The sequence below is a fragment of the Candidatus Villigracilis saccharophilus genome, from assembly GCF_016711665.1.
Genome location: NZ_JADJSO010000049.1, coordinates 26,276 through 47,700, shown reverse-complemented (window position 1 = coordinate 47,700; position 21,425 = coordinate 26,276). Strand labels below are relative to the sequence as shown.

The window sequence follows — 21,425 nt, the reverse complement described above, 5'->3', positions numbered from 1 at the left end:
TTCCTATGGTATATCGAGTGTGATCTTGCCAAAATTCTCACCGCGCCACAGTCTTTCTTGCGCAGCGGCAGCTTCCTGGAGCGGAAATATCCTATCGAGGATCGGCTTTAGTTTTCCAGCGACGATCAGGTCCATTACCTCGGAGAAGTCCGCCAAAGTACTCATGGTGGAGCCGATGATCGAAAGGTGTTTCGCAAAAATAAAGCGGTTATCAATTTCGAAGCGCGGCGCGCCTGTGTTGCCGACAGTAAGTAGGCGGCCCCCTTTGCGAAGGGCACGCAAGCTCAATGGGAATGTTGTGCCGACATTATCGATCACCACGTCAACGCCGCGCTTTTCGGTTGCGCTGAAAACAGCTTTTGACCAGTCTTCCGTTTGCGACCGATCGATCAGGATGTCTGCGCCAAGGGAATGGGCTGCCTCTAATTTGGATTTGTTCGATCCGATGACTATAACACGCGCGCCAAGAAATTTTGCGATTTGAATGCTGGCGGAATTCACACCTCCACCCGCGCCGACAATCGCCACTGTTTCACCTGCATGCACTCCGCCGCGCTTGACCATTGAATGCCAGGCGGTTTGATACACCAAACCGGATGCGGCAGCTGCATGGAAACTAAGATCGCTGGGCATTTTATAAAGCTGGCGGGCGGGTAAACAGATATATTCCGCGTATGTCCCGCGCATCGTCTCGCCAAGCAGATGCCAATCGCGGCATAAATTATCCTGACCCTGCAAGCAGAATTCGCACTTGCCGCATCCGAAATTCGCATTGATGACGACCCGATCTCCAGGTTTAATTTCGGTGATATTTTCACCAATTTCCACGACTTCCCCAGCGCCATCAGCCCCATTGATGTGAGGCATCTCAAGTTTTAGTCCCGGCCAGCCATTGCGGACAAAAATATCCATGCGGTTTAGGGCAGCTGCGCGCAAGCGGATCAATACCTCGTCAGCCTTAGGCAGGGGCGTTGGAAAATCTGTATATTCAAGGACTTCAGGTCCGCCGTGCTGATGAAAAAGGATCGCTTTCATTGTTTTGAAAAATTCCTTTATTAAAGCTGATGTGAATGCAAAAAGAAGAAACGCCACATTTTAACTGTAAATGGGTGCAAAGTTGGCAGTGCGCTATTGGAGCGTAAACTGCGCCTTGTCACTTTCAATACCGCGCGATCCGCTTGAATCGATCAAACTGTCGCCATCAAATATGCGGACCTTCCAGAGGTATTCACCGGGCGGCATGGATTCATCCAGCCTAAATTGGCTGTCTTGGGTTCCAATTTCACCGGAATAGTAGGCTGGTTCCCATAGGCTGTCTTCAAGGTCTGGGGTAAAACTTAAATCAGATGTGACGACAACGGGATCAATAAAAACGCTGTATTGTTCATCGGCGCCATATGTGCGCGATAAGGATAGAGCGAGTTCTCCGGAAACCAGCTCATAAGTGCCGATGGACTTCCATGTCCACTCTTCAATTGGACTCCCGGTCTCGGCAAATTCATTTGTTTGTCCATTTATGCTTATGAAATTATGTTGATCGTTATTACGCCGTTTGTAATATCGGACCCAAAGTTGGTATTGCCCTGATTTTGGAACGTTTATGGAATATGTTGTTTCTCCTGAGTCCCAATTATCCAATACAAAGCCTGAGCCTGAGAATCCATTGATATATCCGCCGTTTGGGTACCAGCCTGATCTGGAGAACGCGTCTTCTGCTTCGATCCAGATGATATTATCGCGCTTGCGATCAAGCGTTAACGCGAAACTGGTTGACACGGTGTCGTTTGGATTCCAGCTAAAATTAATCGGAGTTGATGAAACCAGATCTTTTGGTGTTGTCGTCACCGGGGCGGGCGGAGAGTAACAAGCCGGTGACTGAAGTGCCTGTGGGCTGAAATGATAGATATCAAAGTACACTGCCTGGCGACTTAACTCTGCTTGCGGATAGCATCTGAGAATAACCCGTATGGCCTGTTCCCGCTCTTCGGCAAGGTTCGGGGCAGTCTTATCATAAACAACATCCAGTCCGCCAATATCTTTGTTTAGCCAAAGGGCGGAGAGCAGTGAGTTCATTTCCAGCTGTTGGTAATGCTCCGCGGCATCCAGACCGAGCTGCTTTGCGCCGCCGACTGCGTATAGCAAAACATGGGATTCGACAAAAACCGAATCTTCTTGATTGGGCATATAAGGGAAAAGGAGCAGCGGCGTTCCTTTGGCAGAGTCCAGTGTCAGGTCTGCAAGTTCGCGGCGTTTTTGGCGCTCTTCGGGATCCGTCAATTCGGTTCTGAAAATGACGTAATCTTTGACAAGGATGGATGCGATGAGTAATCCAAACACTGGCGCTGCGGCAGAAATTTTTTGATTCTCAAAAAAAGCGCGCAGAGATGCGAGGGTGACCCATAACCCGAGCGCACCCCAGATCATGAGCGGTGGTATGGCAAGATACATCACTCTTGGCCATGGTGATCCGAGCAGGATCGGTCCTGTCAGAATGTGAATTGCGTACCAGAGCGGAATAAATGCGAAGTGTGCGCGGCGTATATTCCACAAGTTGTAAATCATGCCTATCACGATAAAAGGTAGCAGCAAGGGATTGACAAGGGGACCGCTCCAGTTAATAAGTGAGTCAACCCAAACTACACGCGAAAAGGTAACCTCCAGCACGTTAACAAAGTTTCCCCAGAATAAAGTGATCAGATTTAACAGGTCTTGTGTGTTGAATGAGGCAGCCAACCAGCCCATATGGTGGCCTTGCCGCTCCGCCATGTACTCACGCGTCGACCCGAAATAGATCACAATTACAGGCCATACGACCAATGCAAGGTTGGTTATCCAGCTTATGATCGAAGCCCGCTTGTTCCTGATTTCAAAAATTGCATAGCCGATCAAATAAAGAAACGCAGCCACTATGTTTGGATAAAAGGTTTCGTAAGTTAGCATCCCCAGACAAAGCAGAAATCCTGCGAATTGGAATTGCCAGAGTTTTCGGTCTCGTAATGCCAGAAATAATACGGCCAGCGAGGCGATCATCCACGCTTCGGGAGGCGTATTATGCAGCGCCTGATGCGATGCGTTAAGTTCGATAAAGGGGAAGGCTGAATAGCAAGGAGGAGAGTAATCCGGCAGCTTTGCTGGAGGTTAGAAACGGACCAGAAAATATAGACAGACCACAGCAATCAGACTGAGAACCGCACTTTCTATTCGCGCTGAAACAAAGTCCAGGCCGAAGATCCGCAGGAAGATCGACCGCATCCAGAAATCAACAGGGAGAAACTTGAAGTGCCTTCCTCCGAATTCGCCGATATCAACTCGCAAGATGGTGGAATACCAGGTCTGCACCGTCCACTTGCTTTCATCAGCTTCGACCCGTAAACACGGGAGTTCAAGTCGAAGAAGCGCGTCAGGATTGTCAGAAGGATGATCAAACTTAATAAGATGGCTTCACCGCGCTGGTTTAATTGAAGCTGACTGGTAAAGATGGATTTCCATTTTGGGTTGTTGTGTGCCCAGATCAATAATCCAACGGCGCTCATCAGATAGGCTAATATACCGACCCGAAACGATTGGTTGTTTATCATCATCTGTGCAAAAACTGCCAATATCACTGCGCCGATCAATACTATTCCATCGGGAATTTGGAGTGCTGGGAGATTAATCGATTCCTTCAGATTGTTAAATCCTGGCAATCCGGAAAATGAAAGTTTCGGTAATCTTATTTTGGGCAGGTGGATCTTTATATAATAATCCGTTCCGTTGTCATCGCGGACAGGTTTGATCTGTGTATTGAACAAATAACCGCGTTTACTGGATGTTGACGCGCTTTCTTGATTAAGCTGGATTAAACCTTGTTCCACAGCCCATTCGGGAGGATCACTGATCGTGATTTCTTTGACCTTCGTGACAGTCGGGGCCGGAACGGATACTGTCAAAATATCATAGTCATCTGCTGGAAAATTTAAAGGCTCATGGACAGGGGCGTTCATCCAGTTTGTCAGGCGCGAAAGGGTGGGGAATTTGAACAGCCATTTCGAGGGCAAAAACACGGCTGTTGTAAAACATGCCAAAAGCCCCGCAAGAAGCGCCCAAAGTGAAAAACGAGTATATGACTCCGACAGGATGGTTATGAAGGGTTTGTCCTGCTCAAAAACGAATGGAGTATTCATTCCGGCTGCCAGAACTGCCCCTCCGCCTGTGGAGTAGAAAATTCTGCCGATGAACAAATCGCCCCACTGTTTTCTTAAAACCGCATCGACCTGTTCCATTATTTGAGGTGGATAAAAAACGATGGTCGGCTGGCCCGAGAATTTCTTTTCCTCACTTAATACCTGACTTGCTGAAACCGATTCATATGGAATATTCTTACGAAATTCTTCCACGGCGTAAGGACGGATATCTTTTTGGAGTGGGTCTGTGTAGAGCTCAACGAATGACTCTCCTTTCGAGTCCAATATTGCCCAGGAAACCACCTGGTCTGGCTGTGCGTGGTAAAGGGCCGGTACGCGCCCAAAAAAATCATAGATACCGCTGGCGGCTATGACCACTGTAAATAATAGAAGAGAAATTATTCCCATTTTTTTTCGCGGGAATAACATGGCCGCGATTGCGCTTGCCGCCGCATTTAAGCCGATGCCGGTCAGAAGAGCGAGCGCAGGAATGATCGTGATCATATGTGTGTGCCGCGGAGGGACAGTGTTCAGTGCGCTTAATCCAAAGACGTTGGCAAAGAACCAGAGGATGATCAGGAGGCTGCGGGGCTGTTTGAATGTTTTTAATGTCAGCGCAAATCCCAACAGGTAAAAAATAACCCCGCTCGTGCCGGCAAGCGGAAAGGCTATGTAATGTTCGGAGATCAGCCCCTGTCGTTGGAAGACGATCATGGTACGGAGAAAACCGCGCAATATCAGATTGAGGTAAATTTTCGGGTTGTAAAATAATTCATTGTCATTGATGGTGAAGGACGGTGCAACTGAGAATAGTTCCTCTTTTGAGTAAAACTGTAAACCATTGAATGAATTGAAGAACGCGCTTTCCCACATTTTGTAACTCATGGCTTGCGGGTCTGCGATGGAGCCATGTGCGATGTACGGGGCTGCGACCAGCCCAAAGCCAATTCCCAGGACGGCTGTGGAAAGTAGAAATTCCTTGAATGTGATTTTTTTTCCAAACCAGAGCAGCCCAATAAATGCAAGCGAAATGACGATACTAAAACGCGCCGCGAAGTATGTATAAAATCCCAGACCTGCCGCGGCGCCTGCCAGGAAAAGATAAAAACTGCTTTTGCGGTTTATGCCGATATATAACCAATAAAGCGTTAAGGTCATAAAGAACACGGCTTGGATGTTGTTATATCCGAGCCGAGAAAAGCCAATGAAATATGGACTGCTCGCCAATGCGATGGCAGAGACCACGGCAACCTTGCGCCCGTATCCTTCCCGGGTTAGCAGGTACAAAGGTGGAAGGGTGGCAATTCCCATTATTACCGAACTAAAGCGCCAGCCCCAAAGATCGATACCGAAAAGCCGCATGAACCAACTTTGCAGGATCGAGCTAAACACTGGAAATGAATATACTCCCGAGGCGAATATGGAGGGTTTGAAATTGCCTTGAGCGATGTCACGCGCAATTGTCCAGAAATTACCCTCATCGCCCATTAGTTGATCTGGCAGTCCCTGTAGGCGATACACTCCCACTAGGATGGCCGCGATCATCAATCCGATCATCCACAACCAGTCGATTCGTTCAAGGTGTGGTGATAGATCCACTTGCCGATCAACATCCCAGGCTGCTATTGCAAAGGTGAAAATTATTAAACTGAGGATCCAAACAGGAGCTTGCAACACCAGGAAATTTTCTGACCTGATAACCACGATCAGGAATATGAACAGCCCGCTTGCGATCAGCAGCCAGCGCCAGTGTGGAAATATCCTGCGTACGTCAATTGCGAAGTTGTTGAAAAACTCGCGGGGCTTGGGCAGGAGGGGAACACCTTGTAATCCCATTGAAAGTAATATCCCGCCAAATAAAAATAAAGGGAGTGCATTTAGTATATTATCGACCCCTGGATCTCCAAGAAATAAAATTTCGTTAAGCCAAATCCCCGCTTTGGTTGGCTGGGATTCCGGAATGGTTTGTTTGTTGATTTGCCACTGTCCAATGACAATCAGGGTCACTCCTAAAAAAGCGAGTACCCACCGAGATCTCAGCCAGTTTAGATCGATCCGCCCGGAATGAGAAAATATCCATTGGGCAAGCTTACTTTTGCCGAATTCTTTCCTTTTTCTTCTCATCCACTTTATTAATTGCCAATCCATGTACAAGGCAATGACAGCGGCCATGCCAATCAAAAGAATTTGATTGAAAGACATCGGGATCGTCCTAGCGAAGACTGGTTTCCATGCGTGAGATCACAAGCCGCTGTATCTCGCTTGTGCCTTCATAGATTTCAGTTATTTTTGCGTCGCGGAAATACCGTTCCACGGGAAGTTCCTTGCTGTAGCCCATGCCACCGTGGATTTGCACTGATTGATGTGTAACGAACATGGCGGTTTCAGAGGCGAACAATTTTGCCATGGATGCTTCGAGTGAGTATCGTCCGCCGTTTTCTTTGGATTTTTCTTTTGCGATCGCGGCGTTGTAGATCAACAATCGGGATGCTTCGATGCGGGTCTTCATATCTGCGATCTTGAAGCCTGTCCCTTGGAACGCTCCGATCGGCTGACCAAATGCCTCACGCTGCCCCGCGTACTGTCGTGCTGCTTCGTAGGCGGCTTCTGCAATTCCTAGGGCTTGAGTCGCGATGCCTATGCGGCCTGCGTCTAAAACTGTCATGGCGATCTTGAAGCCATCGCCCTCGTCTCCGAGTCTATTCTCGGCTGGGACGCGGCAGTCTTCAAAGATAATCTCACTGGTGGCAGAAGCGCGGATGCCTAACTTGGGTTCCTTCTTGCCGCGTACGATTCCTTTTGTTTTTCCATCCACGAGAAAGGCGCTGACACCTTTTTGTTTTTTCTCAGGATCGGTCATCATAAAGACAACGAAGTAATCCGCTACGGGTCCGCTAGTGACCCAGGATTTGCGGCCATTCAAAATATAAAAATCTCCGTCGTGTGTTGCGCGGCTTTTCATGGTGCCCGCGTCTGATCCGCTTTTTGGGGTTCTGTCAGGGAATACGCGCCGATGGCTTCACCGGATGAGATGGGTGTGATGAATTTTTTCTTTTGCGCTTCGGTTCCAAATTTCAAAATGCCGTGACAATACAGCGAATTATTGACAGACATGATGACGCCGTGAGCCGCATCCACTTTGCATATTTCCTCAAGCGCCAGGACATAAGAGAGAGAGTCCATGCCGGCGCCGCCATATTCTTCGGGGATTTCGATGCCCATAAAGCCGAGTGCCCCCATTTTTTTGATGGTGTTATATGGGAATTCTCCGCTTTCATCGAATTCTGCCGCGATCGGGGCGATCTCTTTTTGGGCAAAATCACAGGCTGCATCACGCAGCATTTTATGTTCAGGGGTGAGTGGGTAGATCGGTAAGTCTGTCATGCGCTGTCTCTCCGCTGAATGATTTTTACAGGATTATACCGCTGATAAGTTTACTGTATTTTGTAGATAGATCCACTTTAGCGGGATTGGAAACAGCAGATAAAGCGCTAATCCTGACTTTGAGTTTACTATTCCCGCATGTTCCGTTGTGGATCATCTTTTTGTATTCGTTTACCACCGATGAAGACACATATACTTTTCCACTCCCGGGCTTCACTACCAAATGGTTTGGCGAAGCATTAAAACGCGCCGACCTTTGGGAGGCTCTCACTCTTTCCTTGAAGGTTGCCACGCTCTCGACCATCGCAGCGCTGATTTTTGGCACCCTCGCTGCCACTGCCGTCTATCGAAGTGATTTTTTCCGGCGTGACGCGGTTTCCTTCCTGCTTGTCCTTCCCATAGCGCTTCCGGGCATTGTGACCGGCATCGCGCTTCGTTCAGCGATCAGTTCATTGTCCATTCCATTTTCGTTCTGGACGATCGTGATCGGCCAGGCTACTTTTTGTGTGGTCGTTGTTTATAACAATGTATTGGCGCGTTTTCGGCGTATGTCTGGTTCGCAAATCGAAGCCTCGATGAACCTTGGCGCGAATTCATTTCAAACTTTCCGGCATGTCGATTTACCGAATATTGGCACGGCTTTGCTTGCGGGCGGCATGCTGGCTTTCGCGCTTTCCTTCGACGAAGTCATCGTCACTACTTTTACGGCTGGGCAGCAGTCCACACTGCCGATCTGGATCTTCAGGCAGCTCGTTCGTCCGCGTGACCGCCCTGTGACGATTGTGGTTGCGACCATCGTGATTCTCATTTTACCTTCCTGCCGATATTCTTCGCACAAAAGATCTCTGCAGAATCATCCGATACCGAAGGCGGATCGAAATAATTTATTAAGACAAACACCAGCGGCATGTATAAACTTGCCGCTGGTGTTTATTTCTCTTGTATAATCCCGCCATGATCAATTTCTCCTACTCTTATCTTAATCCCAAATGTGAAGCGCGCGTGCACCCCGAAGGCGGATGCGGAGTCTTTGCAGATGCTGCCATCTCAAAAGGCGAACTTATCTCTCTTTGGGGCGGATGTATCGTTCAAAAAAATGACCTCGATCCCTCCATGCCGCGCTTCACCCAGCGTGTGATTCAAGTGGATGAAGATCTGTACCTGCTGACCGCCGAGGAGAAGGAACCAAACGACTGCTTCAATCATTCCTGCGAGCCCAATCTCGGATTCTTTGGGCAGATTGGTCTGGTTGCCTTGCGGGATATTAATGCAGGCGAGGAAATGATGTTCGACTACGCCATGTCTGATGGCGGTCCTTATGATGAGTTCGTGTGTTATTGCGGTTCCTCCAGTTGCCGCGGAACGGTCACGGGCAACGATTGGAAACTTCCTGACTTGTGGAAAAAATATGCGGGATATTTCTCGCCGTATCTTGCGCGGCGCATCATGAATTTGCGTGAAATCCAAGACAAATGAAATTGTCTTTCCCTGTTCGCATCTTCCTAATTGCGCTTGTACTTAGGTTAATTCCGGTTTTACTAACACGTTCGCTTGGCATCGGCCTCGATGATATGTTCCAGTACGATATGCTGGCGCGCAGCCTTGCTTCCGGCCGGGGATTCCGCTGGTACGCACAGGCGGATTTGAAACAGCTTGAGCCATATGTTGATTTTGATCTTGCCACGGCGAAAGGCTACGATCCAAAATACGGGCTATACACTTCCTTCCGCGCGCCGCTTTACCCTGCTTTTCTTGCAATCGTATATTATTTTAGCGGGGCGGGTGCCTCTCGATTTTTTGCTGCTCGTTTGGCGCAGATCATTTTTCTTGGTGCGCCGCTTGCGCCTTTGACATATCTTGTTTCAAAACGCCTTGCTGCATCCTCTTTTTTGATGAAACAAAACTGGAAAGGTCGGCAAAAACATCCGCGTGGGTGGTTGCCTGTTATCCCATGCTTCTTGTTTATCCATTGGGACTTGGCACAGAAAATCCTTTCTTTGTTTTGCTTCTTGTTTCCTACCTTTTTCTTCTTAAATCCATCGAACAGCCGACGAAATTTAATTTTTTTCTTTCCGCTGTTTTTTTAGCATTAACTGCCTTAACCCGCTCCGTGATTCTGCCGTTTGCGGGTCTGGCTGTTTTATATATGATTTATCTACACCGAAAAAAAGCCATTCTGGCCGGGATTGCTTTTATTTTGATTCTCTCTCCCTGGGTGATTCGTAATTCGTTATTACATAAGAGATTGACAGGCATTGAAACCTCGATGGGATACAACCTGTATCTTGGATATTACCCGCAGGGGAACGGGTCGTTCATTTTCGGCCCGTCACTGGATCTGCTCGCGATCATGGACGATGCCGAACGCGATGAAGTCGGGACACAAAAAGCGTTCGGATTTATCAAAGCGCAGCCCGCGCGGATCGTTCCACTTGCAATTAATCGTCTGGGCTTTTTCTTTGGCTTGGAGAAGCGTGTTTTAATGTATTTTTATTCAAATGATTTGCTTGGGTATATTCCAGCCCGCATATTGTTTGTGGTCGCCTTCGCCCTGCTCTTGCCGTTTGTGATCATTTCGATCTCTGCATTGTTTGGTTTTTCGCTGCTAAAATGGAATCCACAAACCAAACTTCTTGGTTTATTGTTTTTCGCATATCTTCTGCCCCATGTTTTCATCCTGTCCGAAGATAGATTTCATCTGGCGTTGATCCCTTATTTTTCGATTCTTGCCGCACTATTGTGGACGGGCGGTTTTGGAGGGATATCTGCCTGCTGGAATGGCTCTTTGACTGGCAGGGTGTTCGTCGCTTTGGCGGTTGTCGGCGCGATATTTCTTTTTCTAAATTGGGGATTTGAGTTATCCCGCGATGCGGATAAAATTGCCCAATTATTTGGACCGAATGGAAATAACTCCCATTTTTCATATTGAGAGAATTGATGAAATACTTGCTTGGCGAAAGACTGAATTTTGATTGGAAGATCGTCGCAGTTACGATTATCAGTACGCTGTTGTTAATGGTGGATCATTATCACAAGCTCACCGCTTTTAAATATTGGGATCGCGTATTCTTATATTTGATCGTTCCACTTTTGATCGTAGTCTTATTATTTCGTGAAAAACCAGACGAATATGGTTTTTCACTTGGTGATTGGAAATTGGGCATACTCTACACTGTAATAGGCATTCTCTTTATGGCCCCTGTCATTTATTATCTGGGCAGCGGAGATGTCTCCATGCAGAAATACTACGAGCCGTATTTACGCGGTCTGCCTTGGACGACTTTTCTCGATCTGGTCGGCTGGGAATTCTTTTTTCGCGGCTGGATTCTTTTTGCATATGCGCGTAAATTTGGGCACGACGCTTTGTGGTTGCAGGCTGTCCCATTTGCATTAGCGCATATCGGGAAACCAGAGATCGAAACCCTGTCAACCATCTTTGGCGGTTTTGCTTTCGGTTGGGTGGCGTGGCGGACAAAGTCATTTGTCTGGCCGTTACTGATACACTGGTTTATTGCCACATTCATAATTATTGTTGCCGCCGGTGTCATATGATAAATTACATACTTCGTCCCGCCCTGGAAACGGAAGCGGCTCAAATAAAGAAATTAATTAACTTGGTCGGGATCAACCCCACAGGACTGGATTGGAAGCGTTTCATTGTCGCGGTCAATGATGACAGGCGGGTGATCGGCTGCGGGCAGATCAAGCCGCATGGGGCAGACATTCGCGAACTTGCATCCATTGCTGTTGATCCTGCATATCAAGGCAACGGCATTGCGCGGGCGGTGATGGATCAATTGCTTTCCACCATCCCTCGACCGGTGTATCTAATGTGCGTTTCAACAATGGAAGGTCTTTATATTAAATTCGGCTTCAAGGCGATCCCTTATGAAGCCATGCCGCGTTACTTTCAGCGTATTTCTAATGTTTTCCGCATTGCGGACGTCATACGTCACAGCGGGGAAGAGTTGCTCGTTATGAAAATGGAGTAGAATCATATATATGAAAAACGCACTCTATATCTTACTTGGTGTTATGGCGGGTTTTGTGCTGGCGGGTGTGCTGGTATTTGTTTCGCGCGCGCCTTCGGGCAGTCCGATCACGCTTCAGCCTGCGCCCACGGATGCTCCGATAGCGATCCATGTGATCGGCGCTGTGCCGCGCCCGGGATTATATGAATTCCCTGAAGGCGTACGCGTGCAGGACGCGATCGATGCGGCGGGCGGCTTGCTTGCTGAAGCGAATGTGGATGCTCTCAATCTGGCGGCGTTATTGGAAGATGGTCAACAGTTGAATATTCCTTATAAGGCTGGCAGCGAGCCTGTTGTTGACCCATTTGCGCTTGACCTGCCTTCCTCGGCTACTGCTACACCGTTGGCAAATCCAGATATAGAACTTATTGATATCAATACAGCCACGCTGGAAGAGCTTGATTCGCTTCCGGGCATTGGTCCCACCACCGCGCAGAAAATACTGGAGTATCGTGCTCCTGACGCGAACGGTCCATTTGCGACCATTGAAGATATCATGAATGTATCCGGTATCGGACCTTCCACATTTGAAGATATAAAAGATCTGATCACTGTAAACTAATGTCTTTTGATCACTTCGGCGCCATCGCTCATTTGTACGCGCGTGTGACCTATTCGAAAACGGATATCATGCGTGAAATCGCGTCCCTTCCTGTGAAGGGACGTTTACTTGATGTTGGCGGCGGCACGGGCAGGGTTTCATCTGCCATACGTGCGCTGGTGGATGAAGCGATCGTTGCCGATGTTTCATTTGGAATGTTAATGCAGGCGCCTCGTTCCACGCTCAAGCCTGTCTGCGGTGGTTCTGAATCATTACCCTTCGCGGATAATTCTTTCGAACGCGTTATCATGGTGGATGCATTGCACCATGTCGTCAACCATGCAGAAAGTGCCAGCGAAATGTTTCGCGTGCTTAAGCCCGGCGGTCTGCTCGTGATCGAGGAACCGGATATACGGTCTTTTGGCGTAAAATTGATCGCACTTGCCGAAAAATTACTCCTGATGCGCAGTCACTTCCTTGCGCCGCATGAGATCATGAAATTGTTCTCGAGCTTTACGAGCGGGGAAAAGCATATACGCGCGCAAGACGGAACTGCCTGGGTAGTTGTTCGGAAAAAATAATTACATCTCCTGCGGTAAAATACCTCCCAACCAAAGGAGAGAAACAGTGACAGATTTATTGGAATCTAGAGAAAAACGAGTTTTTAATAATGTGCTTGGCGCGATGGGGAATACTCCGCTCGTGAAGTTGGAACGTATCGGGCGTGATCTGCCCGTTCCATTGTATGCAAAACTGGAATTCATGAATCCCGGCGGATCGGTCAAAGACCGTGTTGGCGCCTATATTATTGAGCAAGCTGAAAAACGCGGGGAAATTAAACCCGGTGGCACGATCGTAGAAGCTACATCAGGCAATACGGGTGTCGGTCTCGCCATCGCGGCGGCGTTGAAGGGTTACAAGACGATCTTCGTTATGCCCGATAAGATGAGCAATGAAAAGATTTTATTGTTGCGCGCTTATGGAGCGAAAGTTGTAATTACACCAACTGCGGTGGGACCTGAGGATCCGCGCTCCTATTATGAAGTAGCCAAAAAATTCGCCCGTGAAACCCCCAATGCCATCTTGGCGAATCAATACCACAACCCTGATAATCCAAAAACGCATGAGATCAGCACCGGCCCCGAACTTTGGGAACAGACTGATGGAAAATTGACTGATGTCATCATCGGCATTGGCACGGGCGGAACGATCAGCGGGGTTGGGCGTTATCTCAAGTCGAAGAATCCAAACATCCAAATTGTCGGCGTGGATATCGAAGGTTCGATCCTGACCGAGATCTGGCAGAATAAAGGCAAAATTCCTGCAGGCGCGTATCCCAAGACCTATAAAGTGGAAGGCATTGGCGAGGACTTTTTACCATCCGCGATGGATATCACCGTGGTGGATGCGATCGAACGGGCGGGCGACCGCGAGTCATTTTTGTGGGCGCGTCAGTTGGTGCGTCAGGAGGGAATTTTCGCAGGTGGATCATCTGGTTCCGCGATCGCCGGCGCGATCAAGTATTGCCGTAAACTACCTGCCGGCCGAATCCCCGTGGTGATCCTGCCTGATTCGGGTTCGCGCTATCTCTCGAAATTCTATGATGATAAATGGATGCGCGAGTTCGGATTCCTCTCGATGGAGTTCGGCGAAACGGCTCTGGCTGACCTGTTGCTTGCCAAGCCAAACAAGATGCTTCAAACTGCCGCGCTTGGCGATTCGATCCGCAAAGTGGTCTCAGTGATGCACCAGAATGCAGTGTCGCAGATGCCGGTCCTCGGCGCGGATGGATCGCTGGCGGGTCTCATCGAAGAAGTGGACTTGCTTAATCACATGCTCGAAGAGCATGACCACAGCAATGATGAAAAAATAGATGCGCTTGTTCAGAACGCGGGAGCGGTATTCCCGCCTGAGACTCCGCTCGAAGATGCCATGCCGTCATTGACGTCAGGATATGCCTTGATCGTAGTCGAACACGGCCGACCGATCGGCATATTGACCAAGATAGATGTGCTGGATTACGTTGCTGGTAAAATATAAGTTACGTTAATTTTGGAGGCGCGTATGAACTTCTCTATCCGGGGTATGGAAACCATGGAACAAACCGTTGGAAATCGTTTATTCCAATTAATAATTGAAATAAACGATCGTATCATTGCCCTTCGAGCTGATGCAGACGATAAAAAAATTTCTTCCAGGGAAAAAGTAAAAGGCGAAAAAAAAGAGAAGGCTGCTCCAAAGAAACCATCTACGCCGAAGACCGTCAAGCCTAAAGAGTCGAAACCAATAAAACCGAAAACAAATAATTCTAAACCTGTAACTCCCAAATCGAAGAAATTGGAAGATAAATCAATTTCTGCATCAGAGATTGTTGGGCCGGCCACTTTTGAGGGAGGACGGAAAATTGAGGATGGATCTGAGATTGAAGAACCGCTGATCGGATCTGCAGTTACATCCTTTGAGCCGGACCTTAAGACAGTTGAAAAGAAATCAGATATTCGACCTGAACCTGAAAAGGAAAATGAAGCCTCCCGGCAGGATGTGCCATTTATTGTTCCTCAGGATATAAACAGGAAAGAGAACCAGACAAGGGTGGAGAAGCCGGTTGTGCGGTCCTTGAAATATTCCCCAGATTCTTTTTCGGTCTCAAGCCGAAGGAAGAATAACCTGCGTTTGTTGAGATTTGGCGGCGGTGTTCTGGTCGTTTTGATTATATTGGGATTTGGTTTGAATTTTCTGATGAAGAACAAACCCGCCACAGCAGTTCCTGCATCTGTGACAAGTGAGGCGCCGGCCAACGTTATGTCAACTTCAACAAGCGCACCTATTGCTGCCATAGCCACAGCATTGCCTCAATCAACAGCAACAAATGCCCCAACTGAAACCCCGCTTGTTACACCAACACTTGGAGTAAGTTCCACGTTGACAGGCAATGACGGCGCGATCTTGGTCTATGTCCCTGAAGGTGAATTTACGATGGGAGCTGACGTGACACCCGACGAGCAACCTGTCCATCAGGTGGCTTTGGATGCTTATTGGATCGATCAGACTGAAGTGACGAATGCCATGTATGAAAAATGTGTGGACGCGAAAAAGTGCCGGCCGCCTGTGTCTGTCACATCGAATACGCGCGAATTATATTTTTACCATCCCGATTTTGGAAATTTTCCCGTTATTTTTGTTTCGTGGAGCGATGCAAACAGCTATTGCTCATGGGCGGGACGCAGGCTACCAACGGAAGCGGAGTGGGAAAAGGCCGCTCGCGGAACTGAAGGAAACGTATACCCGTGGGGAAACGATGAGCCCAATGCCAGTCTCCTGAACGTGGATTTTCCAGATACGACAGAGGTGGGCAGATATCCGGATGGTGCCAGTGTATATGGCGCGCTTGATATGGCTGGCAATGTTTGGGAATGGGTGGCTGATTGGTATGGTGAATCATATTATAAGGATTCGCCCGCCTCGAATCCCCTCGGACCGGATAGTCCGCTGGACCCCAACTTTGGACAGCTTCGGGTACTGCGCGGCGGTTCGTCATGGTATAACCTTGATGGCAGTGTCCGTTCTGCAGATCGCGAACAAAATGGAGTAAGGTTTTTTAGCGCATTGATCGGTTTTCGCTGCGCGCAAGGTGCATCCCAGTAGCGTAAAATTTATAAAAAATAGTGCTCATCAAATCCCTGAAGATATTCGAAAGATCTTCAGGGATTTGATAACTATATGCTTGGGGGGGCTGCAAAAGCCTTTACAGAATCTTTAAATTCCCGTGGAATTTGCATGATAAACTTTCTGGACTGCTTTGCAATAAAAATAACTGGGCGAGGGTGTCATGAAAAAATATTTGATTCTTTTTACGATGTTTCTGGTAACAGGCTGTGGGGCGGGTAGATCACAAGCACAGCCACCGGCTATGATGGGTGGCGGGGATTCTGGCATGATGGCACGTCATCATGCACAGGTTCCAGAGCAATACGCGGGACTGACCTCTCCCGATGTAACTGATGATGCTCTTCTGCGCGGCGCGGAGATCTACAAAATAAACTGTCTTGCCTGTCACGGTGAAACCGCGGCGGGCGACGGTGTGGCGGGCGCAGCTTTGAATCCGCTTCCGTCCCCGATTGGGCATACTTCCCAAATGCTGTCGGATGCGCTTGTCTTTTACCGTATTAGCGAGGGTGGAGTTGAATTTCAAACAGCCATGCCCGCCTGGAAGGATGTTTTAACTGACGAGCAGATCTGGGATGTGATCGCTTATGTTCGGGAATTGGGAAAGGGCAATACTGCTCTTATCGATCAAATGCAGGCCGCGCAGCAGGACGAGATGCTGAACGAAGCATTGAAAAAAAGCGCGATCACAGAAGCGCAGGCGGATACTTTTCGGGTTGTGCACGTTGAATTGGAAGGCTATATCAAGTCGAACGTGTCACAAGGAACGATGGACGAACGAGAGGCGTCGGCTCTTATGGCTTTGGTTGACTCTGGGGTGGTGACGCAGGCTCAGGTGGATGAGTTCAAGATTGTTCATGCGATCCTTTCATCGGGCGGGTTCATGCCATAATTTTCAGCCCAGAATCCATCACAGGTTCAATTAGGGCATTGCGGTGAATCGTTTATGCCGCTCCTGTCAGTTCTTCTTTAACTGACAGGAGCGGCACTTCTTTTCTCGAGCGACGAAAATTGTTTTCTTTAAGAAAATTAGGGTGGAGTTGGTTTTATTTTGCGGTAAACTTGATTTGTATCAGTTTTACAATTAATAAAAACCAACTTCAGGAAAAAAATGAAAAAAATCTTGATCGTAGATGATGATGAGCAGATCACAAATCTGTTTGAAAAATTTCTTGTAGAGGAAGGCTACGAGGCGGCTGGATTGAATGACAGTTCGAAGGCTATTGAAGTGGCGAATTCTTTTGTCCCTGATCTTTTTTTACTGGATCTCATGATGCCTCAACCTGATGGTTTCAAGCTATGTCGGATGCTTCGCGCCACCCAAAAATTTTTACATACCCCGATCATCATCATCACCGCTTTGGGCGACACCGACAGTAAGGTGGTTGCCTTTGGCGCTGGCGCCAATGATTATCTGCAAAAACCCTTTCACATTACCGAGTTGTCAAAAAGAATAAAAACATTGATTTAGGAAAAAAAGCGGCGTTCTCTAATTGGAGAACGCCGCTTTTCATTACTGAGAAATTATTACTATTCGAGCGTTCGAATGAACGCGATGATCTGCCAGATCTGTTCTTCGGTCAAAACATCCTTCCAGGCGATCATGGCAGTGCCATCTTTGCCGAAGGATATCCGCCAGAACAAATAATCGTCACCGGCCATTGTCTGGAGCAGAGCCAGGTTTTTCGGAGCAGGAACAAGCGCGGTGCCCGCGGGACCATCGCCATGGCCTTGTCTCCCATGACAGGATTCACAATTATTTTTGAATACTGCCGCGCCTGCGACTGCGGCTTCCTCGCCAAATGGATTGGTCTGACCTGCAAAGTCAGATGGGACAGGTGTCAGCGTGCCGATTACATCCGCATTCGCGTTCGAACTGGTGGTGGCGCATCCCCATAGTATTGCCCCGCTCAAGACCAAGATTACAAACAACAAATAATTCTTTTTCATGGTTATTTGGACTTGGGTCTACCTTTGCCCGCTTGGGAAATTTCTTTCGATTCCTGCGTAACCTCGGCTTGATCCTGTTTTGTGTTGCTGCTCAGCCACCCGACGGTGATGATCAGAAAAAAGAACGCGATGCCGATGTACAGCAATAACGACAAACTTGTATCAGGACCTGCCCCGCCTTCAGACAACAAACTTAATGCCAGCATGTTTTCCTCCGATATGATATGGATACGCCACTTATACGTGAAAAGATAACACGTGTCAAATGAAAAAATGATTGCGGTAAAATTCATCCCAGCCTATTGAGGAGAAAATATATGACACTTAAAGCCTGGCACAAGATACTTATATTTCTATTTGCAATTGTTGTTTTCTTACGCCTCACATCAAACCCCGCACCTGAAAGAGCTTATTACTCGGATGATATGAATTATCCGCTTGTTATCGCTCATCAGGGCGGAGATGAGGTCTGGCCTGGTGACACGCTTTTTGCATATCAAAATGCTGCGGCGTTAGGCGTGGATGTACTTGAGATGGATATCCATATTTCCCGGGATGGCGTACTCGTGCTCATGCACGATGAGAAAGTGGACCGCACCACAGACGGCGCAGGCGAGATCGAATCCATGACGCTTGCAGAACTTAAGCAGCTTGACGCAGGCTATGACTGGTCGCTGGATGAAGGCAAGACCTTCCCATTCCGTGGGCAGGGTATCACCGTGACCACTTTGGAGGAAGTTTTCCAGGCTTTCCCTGAAAAGCACATGACCATTGAGATCAAAAAATCCAACGCCTCGATGGTTAGACCATTCTGTGAGCTTATCCGAAAATACGAAATGCAGGATAAAGTTCTGGTCGCGTCGTTCTATGATGACAAGATAAAGGAGTTTCGCACGGAATGTCCCGAAGTGGCTACTTCAAGCGCAAAACAGGAAACCACGTTATTTGTTCTGTTGAGCAAGGCTTTTCTTTCAGGATTTTATTCACCCAAATTTCTCTCCCTTCAAGTCCCCGAAGAATCTGGTGGAATTACTGTTATGACAGAAGCGTTTGTCAGGGCAGCCCATACACGCGGACTTGCGGTTGAGGTGTGGACGATCAATGACAAGGAAACCATGCAAAAATTGATCAGCTGGGGTGTGGACGGTATCATGACTGATAGGCCAGATATATTGATGGAGTTGGTGGGAAGATAGCAAAACAAAAAATGGACTGGTTTTGGCCAGTCCATTTTTTGTTACTCCATCCAGGTCGTGCGGTCTTCAAAAGAAGGTCTTGCTGCCGATTCTGTGACGATCTCTGGGTATCCTATATATATGAACCCGGAAATCGTTTGATCTTCTGCCAGGCCAAAGAATTCCTTCACCTTTGCATCGCGCGCCCATTCGCCAGTTCGCCAGATCGCGCCGAGTCCCAGAGCGTGTGCGGCCAATAAAATATTTTGGCAGGCGGCGGAAACTGCGGCAATATTTTCCTCCCCGATCACTTTCTTTTCCACTGGTTTGTCCACGCCAACGGTGATAATGACTGGGGCGCGGAGCGGCAATGCGCGGATATTGTCTAATGCTTCTTTCGGCGCATCAGGCATACGGTCAAGTTGTGAAGCGGCCATCACATCCCCAAGTTTGTTGCGCGCACCCCCGCTCAAAACAAAAAAACGCCACGGTCTGACCCTGTAATGATTCGGCGCATGATTGCCGGCGTCTAATATTTTTTCGAGCATGTCCCGCGGCACGGCATCTGTCTTGAGATTTTTCGCTGAATATCTTGTCTTAATCGTTTCAAATAGTTCCATGGTTCCTCCGCCACTTGGACGCTTGCGGGTAAAATTGTCTTACCATGAAAATATTTTACTCCGAGACACATCGAAAACATGATCCGCCATTTGAGGTTTTTGACGGGGGAAGCGCGTGCCTTATCTCGAAAACCCGGACCGAATGGATAGGATATTAACCGCCTTGAATAAAACGGATTGGGCTGAATTTGTGGAGCCTGATGATTTTGGACTCGCCCCGATTTTCGAGGTGCATGATAAAGATTACATCAATTTCCTCGCATCCTGCTGGACCGAGTGGTTGGATTCTGACCCCGAAGTTGCGGCTTCGCCCGGGCAGAATGCATTCCTGCCTGCAACATTTGCTTTGCGCAGGCTGACGCGTGTTCCAAGAACTTTGCTTGGTAAAGCAGGTTACTACATGATGGACTTATCTGCCTGCATTGTTGAACATACCTATACTGCCGCATTGACTTCAGCCAATTGTGCTCTTGGGGCTGTTGAATTTGTTTCCCGCTCAGCTTCATCATCCATTCCCCCAAATTCATCATTCGCATTATGCCGTCCACCCGGACACCACGCGGGCAAAGACTACGCCGGCGGATATTGCTTCATCAACAATGCCTCCGTTGCCGCAAACTGGCTTTCATCTAAAGGGAAGGTTGCCTTGCTTGACATTGACTATCATGCCGGCAATGGAACACAGGATATATTTTACGAACGCAAGGATGTCTTGACCATTTCCATTCACGGCGATCCTGATTATGAATATCCACACTACATCGGTTACGCGGACGAATCAGGTGCGGGTGAGGGCCTTGGCTATCATCGAAATTTTCCGCTTCCTGCTGGTACTGATGATGCCACATACTTGGCCGCATTGGACGAATCGCTTGACATGATACAAAATTATGAACCGAATTATCTAGTCTTGTCCACTGGGATGGACACCTTCGAAAATGATCCGCTTGGGAAATTCAAGGTGACTCGCGGCGGGTTTGCTGAAATTGGTAAGCGGATCTCCAGTCTTCAACTTCCGTCTGCGATTGTGATGGAAGGCGGCTACGCCAATGCTGCTTTGGGTGAAAATTTAGCCGCCTTGCTGGATAACTTCAAATGAAAAAAAAGGTAATCGGTTTACTGGTCATTCTATTCCTTCTCAGTGCTTGTGGATTGACGCCTGCAGAGCAAGCGATTTTAACGTCTACTTCCATCACTCCCACATCCGCCGCATGGACAAAGACCCCTGTGGCACCGCCAACATCCACACAAATACCATCACCCACTTTTACATTAACACCGACGGTCACATTCACTCCAACTATCACCGCTGCGCCGACATTTGCCTTTCCGTCTGTGACTGTCAATAAACAGGCGCATTGCCGCTACGGTCCTGCTGTTGCGTATCTTCACGCTGCTGACCTGGCTGTCGGAGATGCTGGCACAGTCCGCGAAAGGGCGGTCTACAGTAACTGGCTGCGCATCAAATTTGACAAACTCGAATATCAATGCTGGGTTGCTCCGTCAGTTGTGGATCTGGTGGGGGATATTAGCAACATTATCAAAACTGTTCCCAACCTGCAAACCATAGGCAGTAATCAATACGGACCGCCGCATAACGTTACTGCTGTTCGCAACGGCGATCAGGTCACTATTAATTGGGAACAAATGGTTATGTCTGTGGATAAGGATCGCGGCTATTTTGTTGAAGCATTTGTCTGTCAAAATGGATTCCTGTTGTGGTGGACCTTCTCTTACCCCGATCAATACAGTACAAGCTACACCGTTAAGGATGAATCTGGCTGTTCTGCACCTTCGTATGGTCAGCTATACACAGTGGAAAAACACGGATATTCACAACCGTTTGATATTCCCTGGCCTGCGCCTTAATTGATAGATAAAGACAGCGGATGCAA

The 21,425-nt window shown here is 48.1% G+C and carries 20 protein-coding genes and 2 pseudogenes; 15 read left to right on the top strand and 7 right to left on the bottom strand.

Annotated features, from left to right (window positions below; all coding sequences use genetic code 11):
- Positions 1–3: 3 nt before the first annotated feature.
- From IPL17_RS15130 to IPL17_RS15115, 4 genes and pseudogenes are all read right to left on the bottom strand, one after another.
- Positions 4–1,035 carry a zinc-binding dehydrogenase gene (locus IPL17_RS15130; RefSeq protein WP_345307911.1) on the bottom strand — a complete coding sequence of 344 codons (1,032 nt, stop codon included), beginning with the start codon at positions 1,033–1,035 and terminating at the stop codon, positions 4–6.
- A 93-nt stretch (positions 1,036–1,128) separates the two neighbouring features.
- Positions 1,129–3,030, bottom strand: a complete 1,902-nt coding sequence (locus IPL17_RS15125; protein WP_345307910.1) for a hypothetical protein — start codon at positions 3,028–3,030, stop codon at positions 1,129–1,131.
- Positions 3,031–3,197: 167 nt separating this feature from the next.
- Positions 3,198–6,365 carry a glycosyltransferase family 39 protein gene (locus IPL17_RS15120; protein ID WP_345307909.1) on the bottom strand — a complete coding sequence of 1,056 codons (3,168 nt, stop codon included), beginning with the start codon at positions 6,363–6,365 and terminating at the stop codon, positions 3,198–3,200.
- A gap of 10 nt (positions 6,366–6,375) precedes the next feature.
- Positions 6,376–7,505 (bottom strand): annotated as a pseudogene (locus tag IPL17_RS15115) (acyl-CoA dehydrogenase).
- Between the two features lie 128 nt (positions 7,506–7,633).
- Here IPL17_RS15115 and IPL17_RS15110 point away from each other — a divergent pair.
- The 12 genes and pseudogenes from IPL17_RS15110 to IPL17_RS15055 all read left to right on the top strand — a co-directional run bounded on the left by IPL17_RS15110 (position 7,634) and on the right by IPL17_RS15055 (position 17,256).
- Positions 7,634–8,430, top strand: a pseudogene (locus IPL17_RS15110) (ABC transporter permease).
- A 71-nt stretch (positions 8,431–8,501) separates the two neighbouring features.
- The gene (locus tag IPL17_RS15105) at positions 8,502–9,023 is read left to right on the top strand and encodes an SET domain-containing protein-lysine N-methyltransferase (RefSeq protein WP_345307908.1); all 522 of its coding nucleotides are present in this window, start codon (positions 8,502–8,504) and stop codon (positions 9,021–9,023) included.
- Positions 9,020–9,634, top strand: coding sequence for a hypothetical protein (locus tag IPL17_RS15100; RefSeq protein ID WP_345307907.1), 615 nt, complete (start codon positions 9,020–9,022; stop codon positions 9,632–9,634). Before IPL17_RS15105 ends, IPL17_RS15100 begins: the two co-directional genes overlap by 4 nt.
- Before the next feature lie 59 nt (positions 9,635–9,693).
- Positions 9,694–10,476, top strand: a complete 783-nt coding sequence (locus IPL17_RS15095) for a hypothetical protein (protein WP_345307906.1) — start codon at positions 9,694–9,696, stop codon at positions 10,474–10,476.
- Between the two features lie 8 nt (positions 10,477–10,484).
- The gene (locus IPL17_RS15090; protein ID WP_345307905.1) at positions 10,485–11,099 is read left to right on the top strand and encodes a CPBP family intramembrane glutamic endopeptidase; all 615 of its coding nucleotides are present in this window, start codon (positions 10,485–10,487) and stop codon (positions 11,097–11,099) included.
- Positions 11,096–11,539 (top strand): GNAT family N-acetyltransferase, encoded by a 444-nt coding sequence (locus tag IPL17_RS15085; RefSeq protein WP_345307904.1) that lies wholly within the window; start codon positions 11,096–11,098, stop codon positions 11,537–11,539. The genes IPL17_RS15090 and IPL17_RS15085 overlap by 4 nt, the downstream gene beginning before the upstream one ends.
- 10 nt (positions 11,540–11,549) lie before the next feature.
- On the top strand, positions 11,550–12,140 hold the full coding sequence (locus tag IPL17_RS15080) for a helix-hairpin-helix domain-containing protein (protein ID WP_345307903.1): 591 nt from the start codon (positions 11,550–11,552) through the stop codon (positions 12,138–12,140).
- On the top strand, positions 12,140–12,700 hold the full coding sequence (locus tag IPL17_RS15075; RefSeq protein WP_345307902.1) for a class I SAM-dependent methyltransferase: 561 nt from the start codon (positions 12,140–12,142) through the stop codon (positions 12,698–12,700). The genes IPL17_RS15080 and IPL17_RS15075 overlap by 1 nt, the downstream gene beginning before the upstream one ends.
- Before the next feature lie 46 nt (positions 12,701–12,746).
- Positions 12,747–14,159, top strand: a complete 1,413-nt coding sequence (locus IPL17_RS15070; RefSeq protein ID WP_345307901.1) for a pyridoxal-phosphate dependent enzyme — start codon at positions 12,747–12,749, stop codon at positions 14,157–14,159.
- A 24-nt stretch (positions 14,160–14,183) separates the two neighbouring features.
- Entirely contained in the window at positions 14,184–15,764 is a 1,581-nt protein-coding gene (locus IPL17_RS15065; protein WP_345307900.1) for an SUMF1/EgtB/PvdO family nonheme iron enzyme, read from the top strand.
- A gap of 184 nt (positions 15,765–15,948) precedes the next feature.
- A complete protein-coding gene (locus IPL17_RS15060) occupies positions 15,949–16,677 on the top strand; it encodes a cytochrome c (protein ID WP_345307899.1) in 729 nt (242 codons plus the stop codon).
- A 219-nt stretch (positions 16,678–16,896) separates the two neighbouring features.
- The gene (locus IPL17_RS15055; RefSeq protein ID WP_345307898.1) at positions 16,897–17,256 is read left to right on the top strand and encodes a response regulator transcription factor; all 360 of its coding nucleotides are present in this window, start codon (positions 16,897–16,899) and stop codon (positions 17,254–17,256) included.
- Between the two features lie 59 nt (positions 17,257–17,315).
- On the opposite strand, the gene IPL17_RS15050 is transcribed toward IPL17_RS15055, so the two are convergent.
- Both IPL17_RS15050 and IPL17_RS15045 read right to left on the bottom strand, forming a co-directional pair.
- Positions 17,316–17,735 (bottom strand): cytochrome c, encoded by a 420-nt coding sequence (locus IPL17_RS15050; RefSeq protein ID WP_345307897.1) that lies wholly within the window; start codon positions 17,733–17,735, stop codon positions 17,316–17,318.
- A gap of 2 nt (positions 17,736–17,737) precedes the next feature.
- Entirely contained in the window at positions 17,738–17,941 is a 204-nt protein-coding gene (locus IPL17_RS15045) for a hypothetical protein (RefSeq protein WP_345307896.1), read from the bottom strand.
- 111 nt (positions 17,942–18,052) lie between these two features.
- On the opposite strand from IPL17_RS15045, the gene IPL17_RS15040 reads away from it, so the two are divergent.
- Entirely contained in the window at positions 18,053–18,931 is an 879-nt protein-coding gene (locus IPL17_RS15040) for a glycerophosphodiester phosphodiesterase (RefSeq protein WP_345307895.1), read from the top strand.
- Between the two features lie 41 nt (positions 18,932–18,972).
- On the opposite strand, the gene IPL17_RS15035 is transcribed toward IPL17_RS15040, so the two are convergent.
- Positions 18,973–19,530: a nitroreductase gene (locus tag IPL17_RS15035; RefSeq protein WP_345307894.1), complete on the bottom strand. Its 558-nt coding sequence runs from the start codon at positions 19,528–19,530 to the stop codon at positions 18,973–18,975.
- Positions 19,531–19,645: 115 nt separating this feature from the next.
- On the opposite strand from IPL17_RS15035, the gene IPL17_RS15030 reads away from it, so the two are divergent.
- Together IPL17_RS15030 and IPL17_RS15025 are read left to right on the top strand one after the other, a co-directional pair.
- Entirely contained in the window at positions 19,646–20,629 is a 984-nt protein-coding gene (locus tag IPL17_RS15030) for a histone deacetylase family protein (RefSeq protein WP_345307893.1), read from the top strand.
- Positions 20,626–21,399, top strand: a complete 774-nt coding sequence (locus IPL17_RS15025; RefSeq protein WP_345307892.1) for a hypothetical protein — start codon at positions 20,626–20,628, stop codon at positions 21,397–21,399. The genes IPL17_RS15030 and IPL17_RS15025 overlap by 4 nt, the downstream gene beginning before the upstream one ends.
- Positions 21,400–21,425: the final 26 nt, after the last annotated feature.

Bases quoted from the DNA above. Each gene is read 5' to 3' on its own strand.
- IPL17_RS15060 (WP_345307899.1), top strand. From the start codon at position 15,949: ATGAAAAAATATTTGATTCTTTTTACGATGTTTCTGGTAACAGGCTGT.
- IPL17_RS15090 (WP_345307905.1), top strand. From the start codon at position 10,485: ATGAAATACTTGCTTGGCGAAAGACTGAATTTTGATTGGAAGATCGTC.
- IPL17_RS15035 (WP_345307894.1), bottom strand. From the start codon at position 19,530: ATGGAACTATTTGAAACGATTAAGACAAGATATTCAGCGAAAAATCTC.
- IPL17_RS15045 (WP_345307896.1), bottom strand. From the start codon at position 17,941: ATGCTGGCATTAAGTTTGTTGTCTGAAGGCGGGGCAGGTCCTGATACA.
- IPL17_RS15120 (WP_345307909.1), bottom strand. From the start codon at position 6,365: ATGTCTTTCAATCAAATTCTTTTGATTGGCATGGCCGCTGTCATTGCC.
- IPL17_RS15075 (WP_345307902.1), top strand. From the start codon at position 12,140: ATGTCTTTTGATCACTTCGGCGCCATCGCTCATTTGTACGCGCGTGTG.
- IPL17_RS15040 (WP_345307895.1), top strand. From the start codon at position 18,053: ATGACACTTAAAGCCTGGCACAAGATACTTATATTTCTATTTGCAATT.
- IPL17_RS15130 (WP_345307911.1), bottom strand. From the start codon at position 1,035: ATGAAAGCGATCCTTTTTCATCAGCACGGCGGACCTGAAGTCCTTGAA.
- IPL17_RS15065 (WP_345307900.1), top strand. From the start codon at position 14,184: ATGAACTTCTCTATCCGGGGTATGGAAACCATGGAACAAACCGTTGGA.
- IPL17_RS15125 (WP_345307910.1), bottom strand. From the start codon at position 3,030: ATGATCGCCTCGCTGGCCGTATTATTTCTGGCATTACGAGACCGAAAA.
- IPL17_RS15055 (WP_345307898.1), top strand. From the start codon at position 16,897: ATGAAAAAAATCTTGATCGTAGATGATGATGAGCAGATCACAAATCTG.
- IPL17_RS15025 (WP_345307892.1), top strand. From the start codon at position 20,626: ATGAAAAAAAAGGTAATCGGTTTACTGGTCATTCTATTCCTTCTCAGT.
- IPL17_RS15100 (WP_345307907.1), top strand. From the start codon at position 9,020: ATGAAATTGTCTTTCCCTGTTCGCATCTTCCTAATTGCGCTTGTACTT.
- IPL17_RS15105 (WP_345307908.1), top strand. From the start codon at position 8,502: ATGATCAATTTCTCCTACTCTTATCTTAATCCCAAATGTGAAGCGCGC.
- IPL17_RS15085 (WP_345307904.1), top strand. From the start codon at position 11,096: ATGATAAATTACATACTTCGTCCCGCCCTGGAAACGGAAGCGGCTCAA.
- IPL17_RS15050 (WP_345307897.1), bottom strand. From the start codon at position 17,735: ATGAAAAAGAATTATTTGTTGTTTGTAATCTTGGTCTTGAGCGGGGCA.
- IPL17_RS15080 (WP_345307903.1), top strand. From the start codon at position 11,550: ATGAAAAACGCACTCTATATCTTACTTGGTGTTATGGCGGGTTTTGTG.
- IPL17_RS15095 (WP_345307906.1), top strand. From the start codon at position 9,694: ATGATTTATCTACACCGAAAAAAAGCCATTCTGGCCGGGATTGCTTTT.